This is a genomic window from Micromonospora zamorensis, assembly GCF_900090275.1.
Classification (GTDB): Bacteria; Actinomycetota; Actinomycetes; order Mycobacteriales; family Micromonosporaceae; genus Micromonospora; species Micromonospora zamorensis.
This window is the reverse complement of the sequence record NZ_LT607755.1, coordinates 4,310,799-4,329,570: the sequence shown is the minus strand read 5'-3', so window position 1 is coordinate 4,329,570 and position 18,772 is coordinate 4,310,799. Positions and strand designations below refer to the sequence as shown.

Annotated in this window: 14 protein-coding genes, 1 tRNA gene and 1 pseudogene; 10 read left to right on the top strand and 6 right to left on the bottom strand. The window is 70.0% G+C overall.

Annotated elements, in window-relative coordinates; genetic code table 11:
* Positions 1-276: 276 nt before the first annotated feature.
* A tRNA-Leu gene (locus tag GA0070619_RS18950) sits at positions 277-354 on the bottom strand.
* A gap of 97 nt (positions 355-451) precedes the next feature.
* On the opposite strand from GA0070619_RS18950, the gene GA0070619_RS18945 reads away from it, so the two are divergent.
* The 8 genes from GA0070619_RS18945 to polA all read left to right on the top strand — a co-directional run bounded on the left by GA0070619_RS18945 (position 452) and on the right by polA (position 10,539).
* On the top strand, positions 452-1,075 hold the full coding sequence (locus GA0070619_RS18945) for an ANTAR domain-containing response regulator (protein WP_088951901.1): 624 nt from the start codon (positions 452-454) through the stop codon (positions 1,073-1,075).
* A gap of 65 nt (positions 1,076-1,140) precedes the next feature.
* Complete coding sequence (locus GA0070619_RS18940) at positions 1,141-2,328, top strand: hypothetical protein (protein WP_088949296.1); 1,188 nt, start codon at positions 1,141-1,143, stop codon at positions 2,326-2,328.
* Between the two features lie 365 nt (positions 2,329-2,693).
* Positions 2,694-3,845: a branched-chain amino acid ABC transporter substrate-binding protein gene (locus GA0070619_RS18935; RefSeq protein WP_088949295.1), complete on the top strand. Its 1,152-nt coding sequence runs from the start codon at positions 2,694-2,696 to the stop codon at positions 3,843-3,845.
* Between the two features lie 67 nt (positions 3,846-3,912).
* The gene (locus tag GA0070619_RS18930) at positions 3,913-4,896 is read left to right on the top strand and encodes a branched-chain amino acid ABC transporter permease (protein WP_088949294.1); all 984 of its coding nucleotides are present in this window, start codon (positions 3,913-3,915) and stop codon (positions 4,894-4,896) included.
* Positions 4,893-6,071, top strand: a complete 1,179-nt coding sequence (locus GA0070619_RS18925) for a branched-chain amino acid ABC transporter permease (RefSeq protein WP_088949293.1) — start codon at positions 4,893-4,895, stop codon at positions 6,069-6,071. The genes GA0070619_RS18930 and GA0070619_RS18925 overlap by 4 nt, the downstream gene beginning before the upstream one ends.
* Positions 6,064-7,005: an ABC transporter ATP-binding protein gene (locus GA0070619_RS18920; protein WP_088949292.1), complete on the top strand. Its 942-nt coding sequence runs from the start codon at positions 6,064-6,066 to the stop codon at positions 7,003-7,005. The genes GA0070619_RS18925 and GA0070619_RS18920 overlap by 8 nt, the downstream gene beginning before the upstream one ends.
* Positions 6,992-7,705, top strand: a complete 714-nt coding sequence (locus tag GA0070619_RS18915) for an ABC transporter ATP-binding protein (protein WP_088949291.1) — start codon at positions 6,992-6,994, stop codon at positions 7,703-7,705. Before GA0070619_RS18920 ends, GA0070619_RS18915 begins: the two co-directional genes overlap by 14 nt.
* A 134-nt stretch (positions 7,706-7,839) precedes the next feature.
* Positions 7,840-10,539, top strand: coding sequence for a DNA polymerase I (gene polA / locus GA0070619_RS18910; RefSeq protein WP_088949290.1), 2,700 nt, complete (start codon positions 7,840-7,842; stop codon positions 10,537-10,539).
* Positions 10,540-10,999: 460 nt separating this feature from the next.
* Here polA and GA0070619_RS18900 read toward each other — a convergent pair.
* The 4 genes and pseudogenes from GA0070619_RS18900 to GA0070619_RS18885 all read right to left on the bottom strand — a co-directional run.
* Positions 11,000-11,347, bottom strand: a pseudogene (locus tag GA0070619_RS18900) (DUF3140 domain-containing protein); the annotation flags it as partial.
* Positions 11,334-11,552 carry a hypervirulence associated TUDOR domain-containing protein gene (locus GA0070619_RS18895; RefSeq protein WP_088949287.1) on the bottom strand — a complete coding sequence of 73 codons (219 nt, stop codon included), beginning with the start codon at positions 11,550-11,552 and terminating at the stop codon, positions 11,334-11,336. The pseudogene GA0070619_RS18900 and the gene GA0070619_RS18895, both read right to left, overlap by 14 nt.
* 52 nt (positions 11,553-11,604) lie before the next feature.
* Positions 11,605-12,207, bottom strand: a complete 603-nt coding sequence (locus tag GA0070619_RS18890) for a Uma2 family endonuclease (RefSeq protein WP_231927100.1) — start codon at positions 12,205-12,207, stop codon at positions 11,605-11,607.
* Between the two features lie 56 nt (positions 12,208-12,263).
* A complete protein-coding gene (locus tag GA0070619_RS18885) occupies positions 12,264-13,091 on the bottom strand; it encodes a class I SAM-dependent methyltransferase (protein ID WP_088949285.1) in 828 nt (275 codons plus the stop codon).
* A 469-nt stretch (positions 13,092-13,560) separates the two neighbouring features.
* Here GA0070619_RS18885 and rpsA point away from each other — a divergent pair, with 469 nt between their 5' ends.
* Positions 13,561-15,069, top strand: a complete 1,509-nt coding sequence (gene rpsA / locus GA0070619_RS18880; RefSeq protein WP_030337999.1) for a 30S ribosomal protein S1 — start codon at positions 13,561-13,563, stop codon at positions 15,067-15,069.
* A 240-nt stretch (positions 15,070-15,309) separates the two neighbouring features.
* Entirely contained in the window at positions 15,310-16,491 is a 1,182-nt protein-coding gene (gene coaE, locus GA0070619_RS18875) for a dephospho-CoA kinase (RefSeq protein WP_088949284.1), read from the top strand.
* Between the two features lie 10 nt (positions 16,492-16,501).
* Here the strand turns inward: coaE and GA0070619_RS32500 are convergent, their stop codons facing one another.
* A complete protein-coding gene (locus tag GA0070619_RS32500; RefSeq protein WP_157744049.1) occupies positions 16,502-18,580 on the bottom strand; it encodes a hypothetical protein in 2,079 nt (692 codons plus the stop codon).
* Between the last annotated feature and the right edge of the window lie 192 nt (positions 18,581-18,772).

Genomic DNA, 18,772 nt, shown 5'->3' with positions numbered 1-18,772 from the left:
GTGGCCATCGCCGAGGTAGAGACCGAGCAGATAGGCATAGGCCTGCGGGTCTGTCGGACTGTCGACACCGTCACGGCAGCGAAAACACCGGTGTTGGGTGCCCTGGAACTTCGTCTCTGGTCGGTCGTTGCACCAGTGCCAGACAGTCCGATAGGGCAAGCCGACCGCACGAGCGGTGTCGGCAACCGTGCCGCCAGCGAGGAAGAGCTGTCGCGCACGGGCACGTATCTCGGGTGGATGCACGAGAAGATTCTCGAACACCCGTACGACAAATTTTGGTGCCCTCGGTGGGATTCGAACCCACACTGTATGGAGTTTGAGACCATTGCCTGCTGCCAGTTGGGCTACGAGGGCGCTTCCCTGATTCAGCACTGACAGGATACCCACTACGCTGAGGGCGGTGACACCCGGCTGGGCGGGTGACGCGTTCGAACTGGTGGGGGTAGGGCTGGTGGCTGAGATGCCGACGGATACCGAGCGCAGGCGCGTACTGATCGCCGAGGACGAGGCGCTGATCCGGCTGGACCTCGCCGAGATGCTGGTCGAAGAGGGTTACGAGGTGGTGGGGGAGGCCGGCGACGGCGAGACCGCCGTTCGCCTCGCCGAGGAGTTGAAGCCCGACCTGGTCATCCTCGACATCAAGATGCCGATCATGGATGGCCTGGCTGCCGCCGAGCGCATCGCCGGTGCCCGGATCGCCCCGGTGATCATCCTGACCGCGTTCAGCCAGCGTGATCTGGTGGAGCGGGCGCGGGCGGCGGGCGCGATGGCGTACCTCGTGAAGCCCTTCCAGAAGAGTGACCTGGTCCCGGCGGTGGAGATCGCGCTGTCGCGCTACTCGGAGGTCGCGGCCCTGGAGGCCGAGGTCGCGAGCCTGACCGACCGTCTGGAGATCCGCAAGGCGGTGGAGCGCGCCAAGGGCGCGCTGATGACCACGTACGGCATGACCGAGCCGCAGGCGTTCAAGTGGATCCAGCGCACGGCGATGGACCACCGGATGACCATGAAGGAGGTCGCCGAGCGGATCCTCGCGGAGACCGCCGGCGGCGAGGTGTCGCAGCAGCCGACCGTCTGAGCGCTCCGCGCGACAACGGGCCGTGTGGGCCGCCGTGAGCGGCCTCCGGTGGTTAGCATCGGCGGATGTCCGTCCGACGGGTGATCGCGGTGTTCGGCCTCTTTACGCTGGTGCTTGCCGGGTGCGACGGGTCGGCCGCGCCCGACGGCGCGGGGTCGGCGACGCCCGCCGCGCCGGCGTTGCGGCCAGCTTGGCAGCCGCTGACGCTGCCGGCGCCGCCGGGCGGTGCGGGGCGTCCTCTGATACGTGACGCGGCGTCGTGCGCGAATCGGTGGTTCGTGGTCGGTGGCGTCGTCGATGCCGAGGGCGGCACACGTCCGGCGGCCTGGACCAGTGTGGACGGTACGACCTGGACGCTGCTGCCGGTTCGCGCGGAGTCCTTCTACGGTCGGCAGAACGTGTTCCTGTCCGTGGCCTGCCGGGACGGGAAGGCGGCGCTGATCGGCGCGAAGGTCGGTGGCGCGCACGGCTACCCGCGGGTGAGCACCTGGCGGCAGGTGGCTGACGGTGCGCTGGTCGAGGTGCAGGCGTCGTTCGAGACGTACGGCGGGCCGACGGCGGTGAACGTTTCCCGCCTGACGGCGGGTGCGCAGGGCTGGTTGATCGTCGGTAACCGTTCGGCGGGCGCGGCCTCCTGGGTGTCGTCGCCGGACGCGGCGGAGTTCGCGCTGGTCGAGGGTGCGCCGGAGCTGGCGAGTGACGCGGTGGGGGTGACCTGGGCGTTCGACTCGGTGGCGACGTCGTCGGGCTGGTTGGCGGTGGGCGGCCTTCTGCCAGCCGGCCGGATCGACCGTGACCCGGCGGTCTGGTCGTCACCGGACGGGCGGTCGTGGCGGCGCACCGTGCTGCCGGGCGGTTCGGAGTACGAGGAGTTGCAGCGGGTGGTGCTGGTCGGCGGGGTGGCGGTGGCGGTCGGTCTGCGTGGGGCGGTGTTCGGCGCCTGGCGGCAGGAGGCGGAGAGTTGGGTGTCCGCCGGGACGTTCGGGCGGCGGGCCGGGGCCGGGGTGCAGAGTGTGACGTCGCTGGTGTCGTCCGGGGATCGGTTGTTCGCCGCGGTGACGGACGGGGCGCGGCACTCGGTGTGGGTGTCGTCGGACCGGGGCGGGTCGTGGCGGGAGGTCACGGCGCCGCTCGATGTGCCGGCCGGCGTTGATCGGGACGTGACGCTGGTGGCGGTGGGTGACCGGTGGTGGTTGGCGGCCGACGACGGGACGCGGGCCGGGCTGTGGTGGGCGGCCGGTGTGGGCGTCTGAACGCCGACGTTCACGTGGTGCATGGGTCCGGTTGTGGTCCCGCTGAGGCGTTTCAGCAGGTCAATCGGCCTTTTCGGCAGCAGTGCCCGGTCCGGGCGGGTGCGGACGGACTGCGACCCGCCGTGGATTTAAGGACCGTCCGGCGGATTCACCTGTTACGGACATCGACATGATTGCCCACGTCTTCGTAACGGTTTCGCAGACCCAGCGTTCAGGTCTTCCGGGACGGTATGCGGTGTCGGTACGCTCCGCCATCACGAGCCGTAACGCAGGGGCAGTCCCTGCGGGGTGGGTGGAATTGCGGTCTGCTGCTGTCGCCGTCGCAACGGGTCAGCCGCGTCCGCATCTGGAGGAGGTCTGAAGCCGTGAGGCGAAGCTATGTACGGGCGCTGGGCACCGTTGCGCTCGCCGCGACCCTGGTGGTCGCGGCTGGTTGCCAGGATTCGGGTGGCAGCGAGGGTGGAACCGCGTCCGGTGACTGCGGTGGCAAGATCGCGATCTTCGGCGCGTTCACGGGTGACAACGCGGGTCTGGTGATCCCGTCGCTGAACGGCGCGAAGCTCGCCGTGGAGCAGTTCAACGCGGCGAACGCGGACTGCAAGGTCACCATGCAGGAGTTCGACACCCAGGGTGACCCCGCGGTGGCGACCCCGTTCGCGAACCAGATCGCGGGGGACAACTCGTTCCTCGGTGTCATCGGTGGTCACTTCTCCGGTGAGTCGGACGCGACGATGCCGATCTACCAGGCCGCTGGCCTGGCGATGGTCAGCCCGTCGGCGACCCGGACCGACCTGACCCAGAAGGGCAACAAGTCCTTCTACCGCGTGGTCGGCAACGACGGCACGCAGGCCGGTGCGGTGGCGAGCTACCTGAAGACCCAGAACGCGCAGAAGGTCTTCATGGTCGATGACGCCAGCGCCTACGGCGCCGGTATCACCGACGAGCTGGGCAAGCAGCTCGGCCCGCTGGTCGTGAACAAGGACAAGATCCAGGAGCGGCAGACGCAGTTCGACGCCACCGTCTCGAAGATCAAGTCTTCGCAGGCTGACTTCGTCTTCTACGGCGGCTACACCCGTGAGGCCGCCCCGCTGGTGAAGCAGATGCGTGCCGCTGGCGTCAACGCCAAGTTCGTCGGTCCGGACGGTCTCTACGACACGGCGTTCCCGAAGGGTGCCTCCGGCGGTGCCGAGGGCGCGATCATCACCTGCCCGTGCCTCCCGGCCGACAAGGCCGGCGGCACCTTCTCCGCCGACTACCAGAAGAAGTTCGGCATCCCGCCGGGCTCCTACGGTGCGGAAGGCTTCGACGGCGCCACCATCTACCTGGACGCCTTCAAGGCTGGCAAGAAGACCCGGCCGGACATCCTGGCGTTCGTGAAGTCGTACGACAAGCAGGGTGTGTCGAAGTACATCAAGTTCGACTCCAAGGGTGACGTCGACCCGTCGAAGGTCGTCATCTGGGCCTACCAGATCAAGGGCGAGGCCATCGAAGCGCTGCAGGAGCTCAAGCTCAGCTGACGCCCCACGCAATGGAGTGCGGCCGGGGTGTTTCACCCCGGCCGCACTCGATTCAAGGAGACCCCCGGTGCATTTCGATGAACTGATCGGCCATCTCGGCCAGCACACGGTCGACGGCCTGTCCAAGGGTGCGATCTACGCCCTGATCGCCCTCGGCTACACCCTCGTCTACGGCGTCCTTCGCCTGATCAACTTCGCGCACTCCGAGGTGTTCATGGTCGGTACCTTCGCGGTGCTGATCGTCTGGAACCAGCTCGGAGTGCAAAATAACCCGCCTATCGGCCAGGCGATCCTGTTACTGGTGCTCGGTCTGGTCGTCGCGGCGGTCGCCTCCGGCGGCACGGCCCTGGCGCTCGAACGGATCGCGTACCGGCCGTTGCGACGCAAGAACGCGCCGCCGCTGATCTTCCTGATCACCGCGATCGGCCTGTCGCTGGTCTTCGTGGAGCTGTTCGGGCAGGTCCTGCCCAAACTGCTTGGTGGCGCGTTGCCGGATGTGTTCGGCCGACCCCGGCAGATCGTCGGTATGCCGACGATCATCCAGCAGGAGACCCTGTTCACCATCGGCAACACGGCGATCACGAACATCCAGCTCATCGTCTTCGTCTCGGCCGTGGCCATGATGGCGCTGCTGGACTGGTTCATCAACCGCACCCGGTACGGCCGGGGTGTGCGGGCCGTGGCCCAGAACCCGGAAACCGCCGCGCTGATGGGCGTCAACCAGGAGCGCGTGATCATGCTGATCTTCGTGCTCGGAGGCATCATGGCCGGCGCCGCCGCGCTGTTGTGGAGCATGCGGTTCGGCTTCACGCAGAACAGCATCGGCTTCGTGCTCGGCCTGAAGGCGTTCACCGCAGCGGTGCTCGGCGGCATCGGCAACCTGCGCGGTGCGCTGCTGGGTGGCCTCTTCCTCGGCATCGTCGAGGTCTACGGCGCGACGCTCTTCGCGTCCAACTGGGAGGACGTCATCGCCTTCGTGGTGCTGATCGTGGTGCTGATGTTCCGGCCCACCGGCCTGTTGGGTGAGTCGCTCGGGAGGGCCCGCGCATGATCGACAAGATTCGCTCCGCAGACCGCCGCCGGGTCGGTTTGTTGACCTCGGTCAGCGACCGTTGGCAGGCCCTGCCGAAGTGGCAGAAGGCCATCGGTGTGGTGGCTCTGCTCGTCTTCGTCTACCACCTGCCGTACCTGGGCAAGCTGCCCGGCGGTCTCATGATCCCCGGTCTGAACAACCTGCGTACCGACTCGATCGAGGGCGGCAACAACTGGGCGGGTGTGCTCTTCATCTGCGCCATCTATGTGCTTGTCGCGATCGGTCTGAACGTGGTGGTCGGCCTCGCCGGCCTGCTCGACCTCGGCTACATCGGCTTCTTCGCCATCGGCGCGTACAGCGTGGCGCTCTTCGGCTCGGTGAACTCGCCGGTCGTCAAGTGGATCCAGCAGGAGTTCAACCTGCCGCCGACCTGGGCGGTGACCTGGGGGATCTGTCTCCTGCTCGCGATCGTGCTGACGATGATCTCCGGTGTGCTGCTGGGTTGGCCGACGCTTCGGTTGCGCGGTGACTACCTGGCCATCGTGACGCTCGGCTTCGGTGAGATCATCCGCATCGTCGCCCGCAACGCCACCGGCGTCACCAACGGTCCGGTCGGTATCTCGGCCATTCCGGGTCCGGAGGGTCCGCCGTCGGCGGACAACAAGGTCTTCGGTCTGATCGACGCGAAGCCCTGGTACTGGCTGGCGATCACCTTCGTCCTGCTGATGGTGATCCTGGTTCGCCGGCTGGAGCACAGCCGGGTCGGTCGCGCCTGGCTCGCGGTCCGCGAGGACGAGGACGCCGCCGCGGTGATGGGCGTGTACCCGTTCAAGTTCAAGCTGTGGGCGTTCGCCATGGGCGCGGCGCTCGGTGGCCTGTCGGGCTTCCTCTTCGGCAGCCGTAACGCGTTCATCGACCCGACCCAGTTCAACGCGAACCTCTCGATCCTCTTCGTCGCCATGGTCGTGGTCGGCGGTTCCGGCAACATGATCGGCGTCTCGCTCGGCGCGGTCCTGCTGGCGTACCTGCCGGAGCGGTTCCGCGACTTCGCCGACTACCGGTGGCTGGTCTTCGGGTTGGCCATGGTGCTGGTGATGATCCTGCGTCCGCAGGGCCTGATCCCCAGCCGGCGGCGGGCCCGTGAGTTGAAGGACCGCGCGGCCGAGGCAGAGGAGGCGCCTGCTCATGTCTGACCAGACCACCAGCACGTCCGCGCCGAAGATCCCGGCCCAGCCGGGGCCCCGGTCGGTACTGCTCGAAGTCGACGACGTCACGCTCCGCTTCGGCGGCGTGGTGGCCCTCGACAAGATCAATTTCAAGATCTACGAGGGCGAGATCCTCGGTCTCATCGGGCCCAACGGCGCCGGCAAGACCACCAGCTTCAACGTGATGACGGGGGTCTACAAGCCGACCTCCGGAGCGGTACGGTTCCAGGGCCAGCAGGTGACCGGCCGCAAGCCGCACCAGATCAGCCAGCTGGGCATCTCCCGGACGTTCCAGAACATCCGTCTCTTCCCGGAGATGACGGCGCTGGAGAACGTCATGGTCGGCACCGACTCCCGGCACAAGACCAGCGTGCCCGGGGCGCTCTTCCGGTTGCCTCGGCGCAGGCCGAAGCAGCACGAGTTGCCGCAGGTCACCGCCGAGTCGGGCATCCAGCGGTCGTGGCAGGAGATTCGCCGGACGTTCGCCAAGACGTTCGGGTTGTCCCGGCACATCCTCGAGGAGCGGGCCGCCGAGGCCAAGGCGCTCGAGCTGTTGCGCTTCGTCGGCATCGCCGACCGGGCCAACGACGAGGCACGCAACCTGCCGTACGGCTACCAGCGCCGGTTGGAGATCGCCCGCGCGCTGGCCACCGAGCCGAAGCTGATCTGCCTGGACGAGCCGGCTGCCGGCTTCAACCCGGCGGAGAAGGAGGAGCTCCTCACCCTGATCCGCAACATCCGTGACATGGGCCTGACCGTGCTGCTCATCGAGCACGACATGCGGCTGGTCATGGGTGTCACCGACCGGATCGTGGTGCTGGAGTTCGGCCGCAAGATCGCCGAGGGTGCGCCCGCGGAGGTCAGCCGCGATCCGAAGGTGATCGCCGCATACCTGGGGGAGCCAGCCGATGACGCTGCTTGAGCTCGAGAACGTCGCCGTCGCGTACGGCCGGATCGAGGCGCTGCACGGCATCAGCCTCACCGTGAACGAGGGTGAGGTGGTGGCCCTGATCGGCGCGAACGGCGCCGGTAAGACCACCACGATGCGGGCCATCTCCGGGACCCGGTCGCTCGCCAACGGGAAGATCACCTTCAATGGTGAGGACATCAGCAAGCTCCGGGCCGACCTGCGGGTGGTCCGGGGGCTGTGTCAGTCGCCGGAGGGGCGGCAGATCTTCCCGGGTATGACGGTGATGGAGAACCTGGACATGGGGGCGTACACCCGGCGGGACTCCGCCGGCATCGCCGCCGACCTGGAGCGGGTGCTGACCCTCTTCCCGCGGCTGGCCGAGCGGCGCAAGCAGGCCGGCGGCACGCTCTCCGGCGGCGAGCAGCAGATGCTCGCGGTCGGCCGGGCGTTGATGAGCCGTCCGAAGCTGCTGCTGCTCGACGAGCCGTCGATGGGTCTGGCCCCGCTGGTGATCCGGCAGATCTTCGACATCATCACGGAGATCAACCAGCAGGGCACCACCATCCTGCTGGTGGAGCAGAACGCCCAGCAGGCGTTGTCGCGGGCACACCGCGGCTACGTGCTGGAGACCGGTCAGATCGTGAAGGAGGGGTCCGGTCAGGACCTGCTGCACGATCCGTCGGTCAAGGAGGCGTACCTCGGCGTGGCCTGAGCCAACCGAGCGACGGCCGGTCACCCCTGCACGGGGTGGCCGGCCGTCGGCGTTCGGGGCGGACGCCGTTTCGGCGTCGTGTCACCCGGTGCCGCCGGCCAGGGATGTCGGTGCGACGGGCTAGAGTCGCTGCCGTGACAGCTACGACGCCGCGCCTGCTCCTCGTCGACGGACATTCCATGGCATACAGGGCTTTCTTCGCCCTGCCTGTGGAAAACTTCTCCACCACGACGGGTCAGCCGACCAACGCGGTCTACGGCTTCACCTCGATGCTGATCAACGTCCTGCGCGACGAGCAGCCCACCCACATCGTCGTCGCCTTCGACGTCTCCCGCCATTCCTTCCGCACCGACAAGTACGCGGAGTACAAGGCCGGCCGCAGCGAGACCCCGACCGACTTCAAGGGGCAGGTCAGCCTGGTCAAGGAGGTCCTGGCCGCGCTCCAGATCCCAGTGGTGGAAAAGGAGGGCTTCGAGGCCGACGACGTGATCGCCACGCTCGCCTGCCAGGCCCGCGACCAGGGCATGACGGTGCTGATCAGCAGCGGCGACCGGGACGCGTTCCAGTTGGTCGACGACCAGATCACCGTCCTCTACCCGCGCAAGGGCGTCTCCGACCTGGCCCGGATGGACCCGGCGGCGATCGAGGCGAAGTACGGCGTTCCGCCACAGCAGTACCGGGACCTCGCCGCGCTCGTCGGCGAGACCAGCGACAACCTGCCCGGCATCCCCGGCGTCGGCCCGAAGACCGCAGCCAAGTGGATCATCACGTACGGCGGCGTGGAGGGCGTTATCGCCCGCGCCGACGAGATCAAGGGCAAGGCCGGCGACAGCCTTCGCGAGCGGCTCGCCGACGTGATCCGCAACTACGAGATCAACTGCCTGGTCTCCGACCTGGAGCTGCCGCTGCGCCCGGAGGACGCCCGGTGGACCGGTTGGGACCGGGAGGCCGTGCACCAGGTCTTCGACACCCTGGAGTTCCGCATCCTGCGCGACCGCCTCTACCAGTACCTGGAGGCGGTCGAGCCGGAGGCCGAGTCCGGGTTCGACCTCACCGGCGAGGTGCTCACCGAGCCCGGCACGCTGGCCGGCTGGCTGACCACGCATGCGCCGACCGGCACCCCCGTCGGTTTGGCGGTCAAGCTCGACACCGGCCCCAACCGCCGGCACACCGCCTCGATCACCGGTCTCGCGCTGGCCACCGCCGGCGGTGCGGCGGCCTGGGTCGACCCGGCAACGCTCGACCCGACCGACGAGGGCGCCCTGGCCAGCTGGTTGGCCGACGAGCAGCGCCCCAAGGTGCTGCACGACAGCAAGCCGGCCGTGCTGGCCTGCGCCGCGCACGGCTGGCAGCTCGCCGGCATCGTCCGGGACACCCAGATCGCCGCGTACCTGGCCCGCCCCGACCAGCGGTCCTACGACCTGACCGACCTGGCGCTGCGCTACCTGCACCGGGAGCTGCGCGTCGACGTCCCGGAGTCCGGCCAGCTCACCCTCGACGGGCTGGGCGACGAGGGTGTGGTCGAGCAGAACCTGATGCTCCAGGCCCGGGCCACCCTCGACCTGGCCGACGCGATCGACGCTGAGCTGTCTCGCGACGGCGAGCAGTCCGCCCGCCTGATGGCCGGGGTCGAGCTGCCGCTGATGCGGGTGCTGGCCGGCATGGAGAGCACCGGCATCGCCGCCGACACGCACTATCTGTCCGAGTTGGAGGCGCACTTCGCCGCCGAGGTGAAGGCCGCCGCTCAGGGCGCGTACGAGGCGGTGGGCCGGGAGTTCAACCTCGGCTCGCCCAAGCAGTTGCAGGAGATCCTCTTCACCGAGCTGGGCCTGCCGAAGACCAAGAAGATCAAGACGGGTTACACCACCGACGCCGACGCCCTGCAGTGGCTCTACGCGCAGCAGCCGCACCCCGTGCTGGCCCACCTGCTGCGCCACCGCGACGTCGCCAAGCTCAAGTCGACAGTGGACGGTCTGCTCAAGTCGGTCTCCGACGACGGCCGGATCCACACCACCTTCAACCAGACGGTGGCGGCCACCGGTCGACTCTCGTCCACCGAGCCCAACCTGCAGAACATCCCGATCCGCACCGAAGAGGGCCGGCGGATCCGCCGGGCCTTCGTGGTGGGAGAGGGCTACGAGTGCCTGCTCACCGCCGACTACAGCCAGATCGAGATGCGCATCATGGCGCACCTGTCGTCGGACGACGCGCTGATCGACGCCTTCAACTCCGGCGCCGACTTCCACGCAGCCACCGCCTCGTCGGTCTTCGGGGTGCCCCTCGACCAGGTCACCCCCGACCAACGCCGCAAGATCAAGGCCATGAACTACGGCCTGGCGTACGGGCTGAGCGCCTTCGGCCTGTCCCAGCAGCTCGGGATCAACACCGAAGAAGCGCGCGGGCTGATGGAAAACTACTTCGCCGGGTTCGGCGGGGTGCGCGACTACCTGCACCAGGTGGTCGCCCGGGCCCGTCAGGACGGCTACACCTCCACCATCCTGGGTCGCCGCCGCTACCTGCCCGACCTGGTCAGCGACAACCGGCAGCGCCGCGACATCGCCGAGCGGATGGCGCTCAACGCCCCGATCCAGGGTTCCGCGGCTGACATCATCAAGGTGGCGATGCTGCACGTCGACACCGCGCTGCGCGAGGCCGGGCTGCGCTCGCGGATGCTGCTGCAGGTGCACGACGAGTTGGTCTTCGAGGTGGCCCCCGGTGAGCGGGAGGCTCTGGAGGCGCTGGTCCGGCACGAGATGGGCGGGGCGTACCCGCTGTCGGTGCCGTTGGAGGTGTCCGTGGGCGAGGGGCGGGACTGGAACAGCGCTGACCACTGAGCCTTTTGGCGGTCGCGGTTGGGCTTCGGGCTTCGTCGCGGTCGGGGTTCCTGGGTCGGTCGCGGTTGGGGGTTCCGGGGCAGCCCGACCCGCTCCGGGCGGTCAGGCTTGATCCCTGCGCGGGTCGGGCTGCCCCGGAACCCCGACGAGGTCTCTGCTGTCGGTCCAGCTCGGCGTGGTGGAAAGCGCCCTTGATCGCCAGGTCTGCGCTGCTTTCGTCGCCGTCTGCTGACGCCGGGTCGCCAGGTCCACGTCGTGCGCGCCGATGGGCGCCGCCGTCTTGATCGCAAGGTCCGCGCCACGCCACGCCACGCCGCGTCCGCTTCCGTGCGCCGACGCGGCCCAAGATCCGCGCAACTTCGGGGAAAGTGCTGGGTCGCGGGGTTCTGAGGCACCAACTTCGCCGAAGTTGTGCGGATCTTGCTGTGGAGTGACGTGGTTCAGGCGTGCTCGCGGGCTACTTCAGGGGGTCGTGGCCCCAGTTCATCAGGGACCAGCGCCACTTGGTGTCGCGGACATTGCCGGACGGGCGTTGCGCCATGTGCCGTCGGACGTAGCCGACCACCTTGCGCATGTGCTTGTAGTCGCCCTCGGACAGGTCGCCGCGTTTACGACGCAACAGGTTGATGATCTTCCGGCCGGACTCGTGGCCGACGGACTCGCCGCCACCGGAACGGCCGCCCTTGTGCCAGCCGACCTGCTTCGACTCGTCGGTTTCGAGCCACGTGGACAGCTCGCCGGGCTTCATGTTCACCGCCTCGGTGAACTCCCGGTAGGTGTCCCGGCCCGGGTCGTCAGCCTTGCTCATGACGCAGCGCCTCAGGCCGGTGGGCCACGTCGCGGCCCGTTCCGTCACTGCGGACCCGGTACTGCGGGTCATCGGGGGCCGCGTTCACGGCTCGCCCACTGATCCGCGTCCGCTCGGTGATCCTTTCCTGCACCACGCCGTACGCGCGGCTGCCGTGGGCCGACCAGGAAACCTGGTCGCCTCTGCGGAATCGCTGCTCGGCCATGCTCCTCGGCTACCCGACACCGGGACGGCGAAACGGCCGTTCCGGCGAGGCGCTACGGGGTGATCTCGGCGATCGGCAGCTTGATGTCGAACGGCTCGGCCAGCTCGATCACGTCGGCGCCGTCGGCGACCAGCTCGTACTGCCGCTCACCGCCGGGACCCACCCGGTCGCCGATCCGATACGCGTAGACGTGCACCGGGTCCTGCTCGATGCGCCAGTAGAACGGAATGCCGGCGGCGGCGTACTCGCCGGGCTTAGCGAACCTGTCGATCCGTCGCGTACCGGGCGAGACGATCTCCACGGCGAGGACCACGTCCGCCGGACGCAGCGAGGATCGGGAGGAAGACCCGCCGGCCCGCCGCAGCAGAACGTCGGGCTGTCGGCTGGTGTTCGAACTCAGCCCGACTCCGACGGCCTGCACGACCCGGAGGTCGGCCGGCACATGTTGCAGCAGCCAGTGCGCAAGCAGTAACGAGATGTCTTGATGGCCCAGGGTGGGGGAGGGCGTCACCTGGATGACTCCGTCGACGAGTTCGACACGGGGGGCGTCGTCCGGCAGGGTGAGCAGGTCCTCCAGCGTGTAGTCGGCACGCTGCTGCCGCATCGGGTCCGGACACCAGGGGCCAGGTGATGTCCGGATGGGCTCGGCGCTCATGGGACGAGCCTATCGGCGGTCGCTGCGACGTAGGGCGGACTGCGGGTGCGACGCGCTCACTCCGCGGGCTTCTCAGTGACGAAGATGGCGGTACCGGGGAAGAGCCGACCGCGCAGCGGGCTCCACTGCCCCCAGATCCCCTCGTGCCCCTCCGGCCACTCCGGCTCCACCAAGTCCAGCAGTCGGAACCCGGCGCCGACCAGCTCACGGATCCGGTCGCCCAGGGTGCGGTGCTGCTCGACGTAGGTGGCCACGCCGGACTCGTCCTGCTCCACGTAGGGGGAGCGGTCGAAGTACGAGTGGACGGCCGTCAACCCGCCCTCACCCGGGTCGTCGAGGAAGATCCAGCGCATCGGGTGGGTCACCGAGAACACCCACCGCCCCTCGGGGCGCAGCACCCGGTGCACCTCGGCGTGCAGGGCCGCCGAGTCGTCCACGAACGGGATCGCCCCGAACGCGGTGCAGGCGAGGTCGAACGACCGGTCCGCGAACGGCAGGGCGAGGGCGTCGGCCTGCACCAGCGGTACGCGTACCCCGGTGTCGTCGGCGGCCTTGGCGGCGTGCCGCAACATGCCGGCGGACAGGTCGAAGGCGACCGGCCGGGCACCCTGGGTGGCGAGCCAGCGGGCAGCTGCCGCCGCGCCGCAACCAACCTCCAGCACCCGCCGCCCGGACAGGTCGCCCAGCAGCCGGGCGTCGGCCTCGCGCAGCCCTTCCGGACACCAGACGAAGTCCACGTCGCCGAGGAACGCGCCGTGCTCGGCCTGGTAGTCGTCGGCGTCGGTGTCCCACCAGCCGCGGTTGGCCCGCCGGGCCTCGGCGTCACCCACCCGGCGCCGGGTGACCCGGCTGTCGTCATCCACGGCGCTCACGCTAGGCCCCATCGCCCCGTTCGGTACGGCGGCGCGTCCGAGATCCTGCGACTCCTCGCGCGGTGACGCCTGATCGACTCGGTTTCGGTGAAGTCGCGGTGTCCGGGCCGGTGGGACACGCCGATGTTCAGAAACCGGGTCGATCACGCGGAGCACATGTCCGCTGGATGATGCGACGGCTGGGGCTGTTGTGACGCAGGAGACAGGAGAGGCCGTTTACGGGCGATTGTTCGCCTTTCGCAGGTCACCGCACGGAGAGAAGCCGGGAGGGCTTGCACGCTGTGGTAATGCGCACGGTAGGCTAGACGATGCGCTCGCGGATCGCGTTGCCTCGGCAGGGAGCAGGTACGCGGTCGTCGGAGCCACATCATGATCTCACTAGGCGATCGTTCGGTGTGCCCGGCGGCGGATCCGCTGGCGCGAACAGGTCACTGCGACACCAGCCTGCTGTGACAACCCACCGACCGGAGCAACCGCCCACATGACGAGCAGCATCGAGGCCCCCTCGAGCGCCACCCGGGTCACCCACGACGATCTCGGTTCCGAGGAGGCATTCCTCGCCGCGATCGACGAGACCATCAAGTACTTCAACGACGGCGACATTGTCGAAGGAACCGTCGTCAAGGTCGATCGGGACGAGGTCCTGCTCGACATCGGCTACAAGACCGAGGGTGTCATCCCCTCTCGGGAGTTGTCGATCAAGCACGACGTGGACCCCGCCGAGGTTGTGACGGTTGGCGACCACATCGAGGCCCTGGTCCTCCAGAAGGAGGACAAGGAGGGTCGTCTGATCCTCTCCAAGAAGCGGGCACAGTACGAGCGGGCCTGGGGCACGATCGAGAAGATCAAGGACGAGGACGGCGTCGTCCGCGGTTCGGTCATCGAGGTGGTCAAGGGCGGCCTCATCCTCGACATCGGGCTGCGGGGCTTCCTGCCCGCGTCCCTGGTCGAGATGCGTCGTGTGCGCGACCTGCAGCCGTACGTCGGGCGTGAGCTCGAGGCCAAGATCATCGAGCTGGACAAGAACCGCAACAACGTGGTCCTGTCCCGCCGGGCCTGGCTGGAGCAGACGCAGTCCGAGGTGCGCACCGAGTTCCTCAACAAGCTGCAGAAGGGCCAGGTCCGCAAGGGCGTCGTGTCCTCGATCGTCAACTTCGGCGCCTTCGTGGACCTTGGCGGCGTCGACGGTCTGGTGCACGTCTCCGAGCTGTCCTGGAAGCACATCGACCACCCGTCCGAGGTTGTCGAGGTCGGCCAGGAGGTCGAGGTCGAGGTCCTGGACGTCGACCTGGACCGCGAGCGGGTCTCGCTGTCGCTGAAGGCGACCCAGGAAGACCCGTGGCGGCAGTTCGCCCGCACCCACGCGATCCAGCAGATCGTGCCGGGTAAGGTCACCAAGCTGGTTCCGTTCGGTGCGTTCGTCCGCGTGGACGACGGCATCGAGGGCCTGGTCCACATCTCCGAGCTGGCCGAGCGCCACGTGGAGATCCCGGAGCAGGTCGTCCAGGTTGGCTCCGAGGTCATGGTCAAGGTCATCGACATCGACCTGGAGCGCCGCCGGATCTCGCTGTCGCTCAAGCAGGCCAACGAGGGCTTCGTCGAGGGCGAGGAGCACTTCGACCCGACCCTCTACGGCATGGCCGCGACGTACGACACCGAGGGCAACTACATCTACCCGGAGGGCTTCGACCCGGAGACGGGCGAGTGGCTCGAGGGGTACGACAAGCAGCGCGAGACCTGGGAGAACCAGTACGCCGAGGCTCGTCTGCGCTGGGAGGCCCACACCAAGCAGGTGCAGACCTCTCGGGCTGCCGACGCCGAGGCCGCTGCCAACCCGACTCCGGTCGTCCCGGCCGCTGCCGGTGGCGGCGGTGGCACCACCTCCTCGTCCAGCCCGGCCCCGAGCCGGCAGGCCGAGGAGCCGGCCGGCACGCTGGCCACCGACGAGGCGCTCGCCGCACTGCGGGAGAAGCTCGCCGGCGGTAAGTGACCCGCTGAACGACGACGGGCCCCGTCCCCGCGATCTTCGGATCGCCGGGGGCGGGGCCCTCGCCGTGGGTGAGGCCCGCTCGTTGTGGGAGCAGCCCGGGCCTCTCGACGAGCCCGGTCCGAGACGAGGCGGGCAGGGCCGGGTCGGCCGGCTGCGCGGGCCTCGGCCGTTCGGGCCGGGTCGGTCGGGACGATGGCGGCGGGTTTGGCGACGGGCTCGGGGATCCGGTTGACTGGTCGGGTGCTGAGAGTGGGGTTGACCGGCGGGATCGGGTCGGGAAAGAGCGCGGTGGCCGCGAGGCTGGTCGAGCGGGGCGCGGTGCTCATCGACGCCGACCAGGTGGCCCGGGAGGTCGTGGCGCCGGGCACTGAGGGACTGGCCGAGATCGTTGCGGCCTTCTCCGACGCGGTGTTGGACGACGATGGTGCGCTGGACCGTGTCGCGCTGGGCGCTGTGGTGTTCGCCGACGAGAAGGCCCGCCGTCGGCTGGAGTCGATCACCCACCCCCGGGTTCGGGCTCGCACCGCAGAGCTGGCCGCCGCAGCGGCACCGGGCGCGATCGTCGTCAACGACGTGCCGCTGCTGGTCGAGGTGGGGCTCGCGCCCACGTACCACCTGGTGATCGTGGTGCAGACGGCCGTGACGACCCGACTGGAGCGGCTGGCGCGCGACCGGGGGATGGATCGCGCGGAGGCGGAGCGGCGGATCGCCGCCCAGGCCGACGACGCCCGTCGACGGGCCGCCGCGGACGTGGTGCTGACCAACGACGGCAGCCTGGCGGATCTGCACGACGCCGTCGACGACCTCTGGCGGCAGCGGCTGCTGCCCTACGAGGACAATCTGCGCGAGCGGCGGGTGGTCCTGCCGGGCCGGGTCGACCCGGCGGGGACCGACGCGAGCTGGCCAGAGCAGTACGAGCGGCTGGCCGCCCGGATCCGGCACACGCTCGGCTCGGACGCCCTGCGGATCGACCACATCGGCTCGACCGCGTTGCCTGGCCTCGCCGCCCAGGACGTCATCGACGTGCAGGTGGCCGTGCGCAGCCTCGCCGACGCCGACGGGGCGCTGGTCGACCGGCTGGCGAACGCCGGGTTCCCCCGGGTGCCGGGGCACTGGTGGGACGACCCACGCCCGGCCGGCAGCGGTCGGTGGGAGAAGAGGTTGCACGGCAGCGCGGACCCGGCCCGCCCGGTTCGCCTGCACGTGCGGGTGGCCGATTCGCCGGGTTGGCGGTACGCGCTGCTGATGCGCGACCACCTGCGGGCCGACCCGGATCAGCGGGCCGCGTACCTGCTGCTCAAGAGGGACCTGGTCGACGCCGCACCGGAGGCTGGCGATTCGGGCACGGCCCGCGACCCGTGGTTCGACGAGGAGTACCTGCGGGCGGAGCAGTGGGCCGAGCAGACCGGCTGGCGGCCCTGAGCGTTACCGCTCAGCGGGGCCGAGGTGTCGTGGGTCGAGGCTTGGCGGCCGGGCGGGGCACTGGAATCAGTCGGGGCACCACGGCGGGCTGGAGGTCCAGTTGGGCCCAGGCGTTGGCGTTGGTGTGCAGCTCCAGCCGGCGTAGCGACCCGTCGCGGTCGATCCAGTAACGCAGTCGGGCGTCGGCCGGGCCCACCTCAACGACGTCCACGGTCCGTCCGGCGGTGACGTCCTCGCGTACCCGGAGGGCCGTTCCTGGTGGCCCGACCGACCCGGCGGCCACCGCGGCCTCGACCAGCACGTTCAGGTCGTCGCCGCCCGATCGCTGGGCCCGCCAGGGCCCGGCCGGGGGCGGCAGCGGTGGTCGGCCGGGCGCTTCCGCGGTGCCGCCACCGGCGGCGGCCGCCGGCAGATCTGCCCGGGCCAGACCGGCGGTGTCGCGCCGCAGCAGGGTCCGGCGGTCCGGCACGCCCAGGTCGGCGACCGCGAGGTACGCGGTACCCGTGGTCCAGCTCACCCAGCCAGCGCCCCGCAGGTTCGTGTCCGTGCCGACGGGCGCGGTCAGCGTCATCGTCGCACCGCGCTGGGCCCGGAGCCGGGCCGGCAACCGGTCCAGTCGACGCCGCTCGGCGTCGGTCAGCGCGCGGGGCAGGCCGGGACGGCCGCCGAGTGCGTCCACCGGACGCAGCGTCGGCCGGTCCGCCCGGTTGAGGATCATCGTGACCGGGCCGACGCCGGGCAATCGGGTCACCAGCTTGTGCAGTCGGGCGTCCTGGTCGAGCCAGAACCGGGTCTGCCCGTTCGGGTCGGTGCTCGCCGGCGCGGCGCTCGGCGTGGGTGCCACCGTGCTGCCGAAAGCCGGGCTGCGGTGTGGCGGTCCGGCCGGCAGCGACGCCTCAAGGACGTCCACCGGACCGGCCGCCACGGTGTCCTGAGCGATCCAACGCGCACCGCTGCCGGGCACCGCCTGGGTCTGGTCCGGGCGGTCGGCGGCGAGGTCGAGGAGCAGGTCGAGCACGGGTGCCAGGTTCGTCCCGGGTGCCAGTCGGTGCAGCCGCCAACGGTCCGCCGGAGGCAGCAGGGGCGGCGCGGCGGGGGTGGGCACTGCTGCCGGGTCGGGTCGGATGACCAGGACCGGGCCGACCCGCTGCACCAGCCCGCGTTCGGCGCCTGCGCCCGGCCCACCCACGTCGAGGTAGAGCAGTGACCGCGACCAGTCCACCCAGCCCACCAGTTCGATCCGGGCGGCGTCGGCGCCGGCGGTGATGCGGACTCCGGCGCGCAGGTCCCGGAGGTTGGTGACCCGCACGGCGGCCAGCCGCTCGCCCTCCGCGAGGGTCAGCGGCCGGGTCGGCTCGGGCGGGTCGGGCGCCCAGCTCAACAACCCGAGCACCAGCGCTGTCGCGGACGTCGCGGCGGTCAGGGCGAGCAACAGCAGCAGGGTACGTCTGCGGCGGCTGACCGGGGCCGGGCCGGTGGCGTCCGCCGTGTCGGTGGGGGGTTCGGCAGTGGCCTCGCGGCGGGTGGTCGTCCCGGCTGTCCCGGGACCTCGCCCGGTGGCGGTTCGGCTCTGCGTGGGGCCCTGGCCGGTGGTGGTCCGTTTCTCCGTGGGCCCGTCGCCGGTGGTGGCCCGGATCTCCGTGGGCACCTGGCCGCCGGTGGTCCGGTCCTTCTCGGGCCTGCGCCCACTGCCGGTTCGCTGAGCGGCGGTGGGCAGCCCCGGGCTGGTCGAGCGGGCGTTTGCAGGTCGGCTGGCCCTGGCTGCGGCGTCGGTCGGGCGGTCGGTGGCGGCTCGGCGGGCGCCGGTGGGCCGGCCGGTGGTGGAACCGACTCCGGTGTCCGTGCTCCGGGTGGTCTCTGAGGCGGTGCCGGAGCGGTGCCGCCCGCTGCCTGACCGCCCGACCTTGGGGGAGTTGGGCCGCCCGGCGGCGGTGACGTCTGGCCGGGGCGCGCCGCGGGGAGTGGTGTCGGGTGCCGGGGTCGGAGAGGTGTCCACGGAGATGAAACGGGCGGGGAGGCGTCGGGGTGACGAGCAGGGGCGCTCGCGGCGGCCGGTCTGCGCCTCGAGCGCGACCACACGGGTGCGCACGCCGGGCGAGCCGGGTGCTGCGACCGCAGTGCCGGGGGCGACCGGCCGTGATGTGACGGCCTGGCCACCTGCCCGGTCGGCCGCCGCGAGCGGCCTACATGAAGAGGGTAGTCCCGGTGACATGGGCCACACAATGGGAATATTGAAGCTGATCACGTACCTGGCGTGACGGCCGTTCCTGTCGGACCTCCG

Excerpts from the sequence above, each read along its gene's own strand:
- GA0070619_RS18920 (WP_088949292.1), top strand. The coding sequence starts at position 6,064 with ATGTCTGACCAGACCACCAGCACGTCCGCGCCGAAGATCCCGGCCCAG.
- rpsA (WP_030337999.1), top strand. The coding sequence starts at position 13,561 with ATGACGAGCAGCATCGAGGCCCCCTCGAGCGCCACCCGGGTCACCCAC.
- GA0070619_RS18940 (WP_088949296.1), top strand. The coding sequence starts at position 1,141 with ATGTCCGTCCGACGGGTGATCGCGGTGTTCGGCCTCTTTACGCTGGTG.
- GA0070619_RS18895 (WP_088949287.1), bottom strand. The coding sequence starts at position 11,552 with ATGGCCGAGCAGCGATTCCGCAGAGGCGACCAGGTTTCCTGGTCGGCC.
- GA0070619_RS18885 (WP_088949285.1), bottom strand. The coding sequence starts at position 13,091 with ATGGGGCCTAGCGTGAGCGCCGTGGATGACGACAGCCGGGTCACCCGG.
- GA0070619_RS18890 (WP_231927100.1), bottom strand. The coding sequence starts at position 12,207 with ATGAGCGCCGAGCCCATCCGGACATCACCTGGCCCCTGGTGTCCGGAC.
- GA0070619_RS18925 (WP_088949293.1), top strand. The coding sequence starts at position 4,893 with ATGATCGACAAGATTCGCTCCGCAGACCGCCGCCGGGTCGGTTTGTTG.
- GA0070619_RS18915 (WP_088949291.1), top strand. The coding sequence starts at position 6,992 with ATGACGCTGCTTGAGCTCGAGAACGTCGCCGTCGCGTACGGCCGGATC.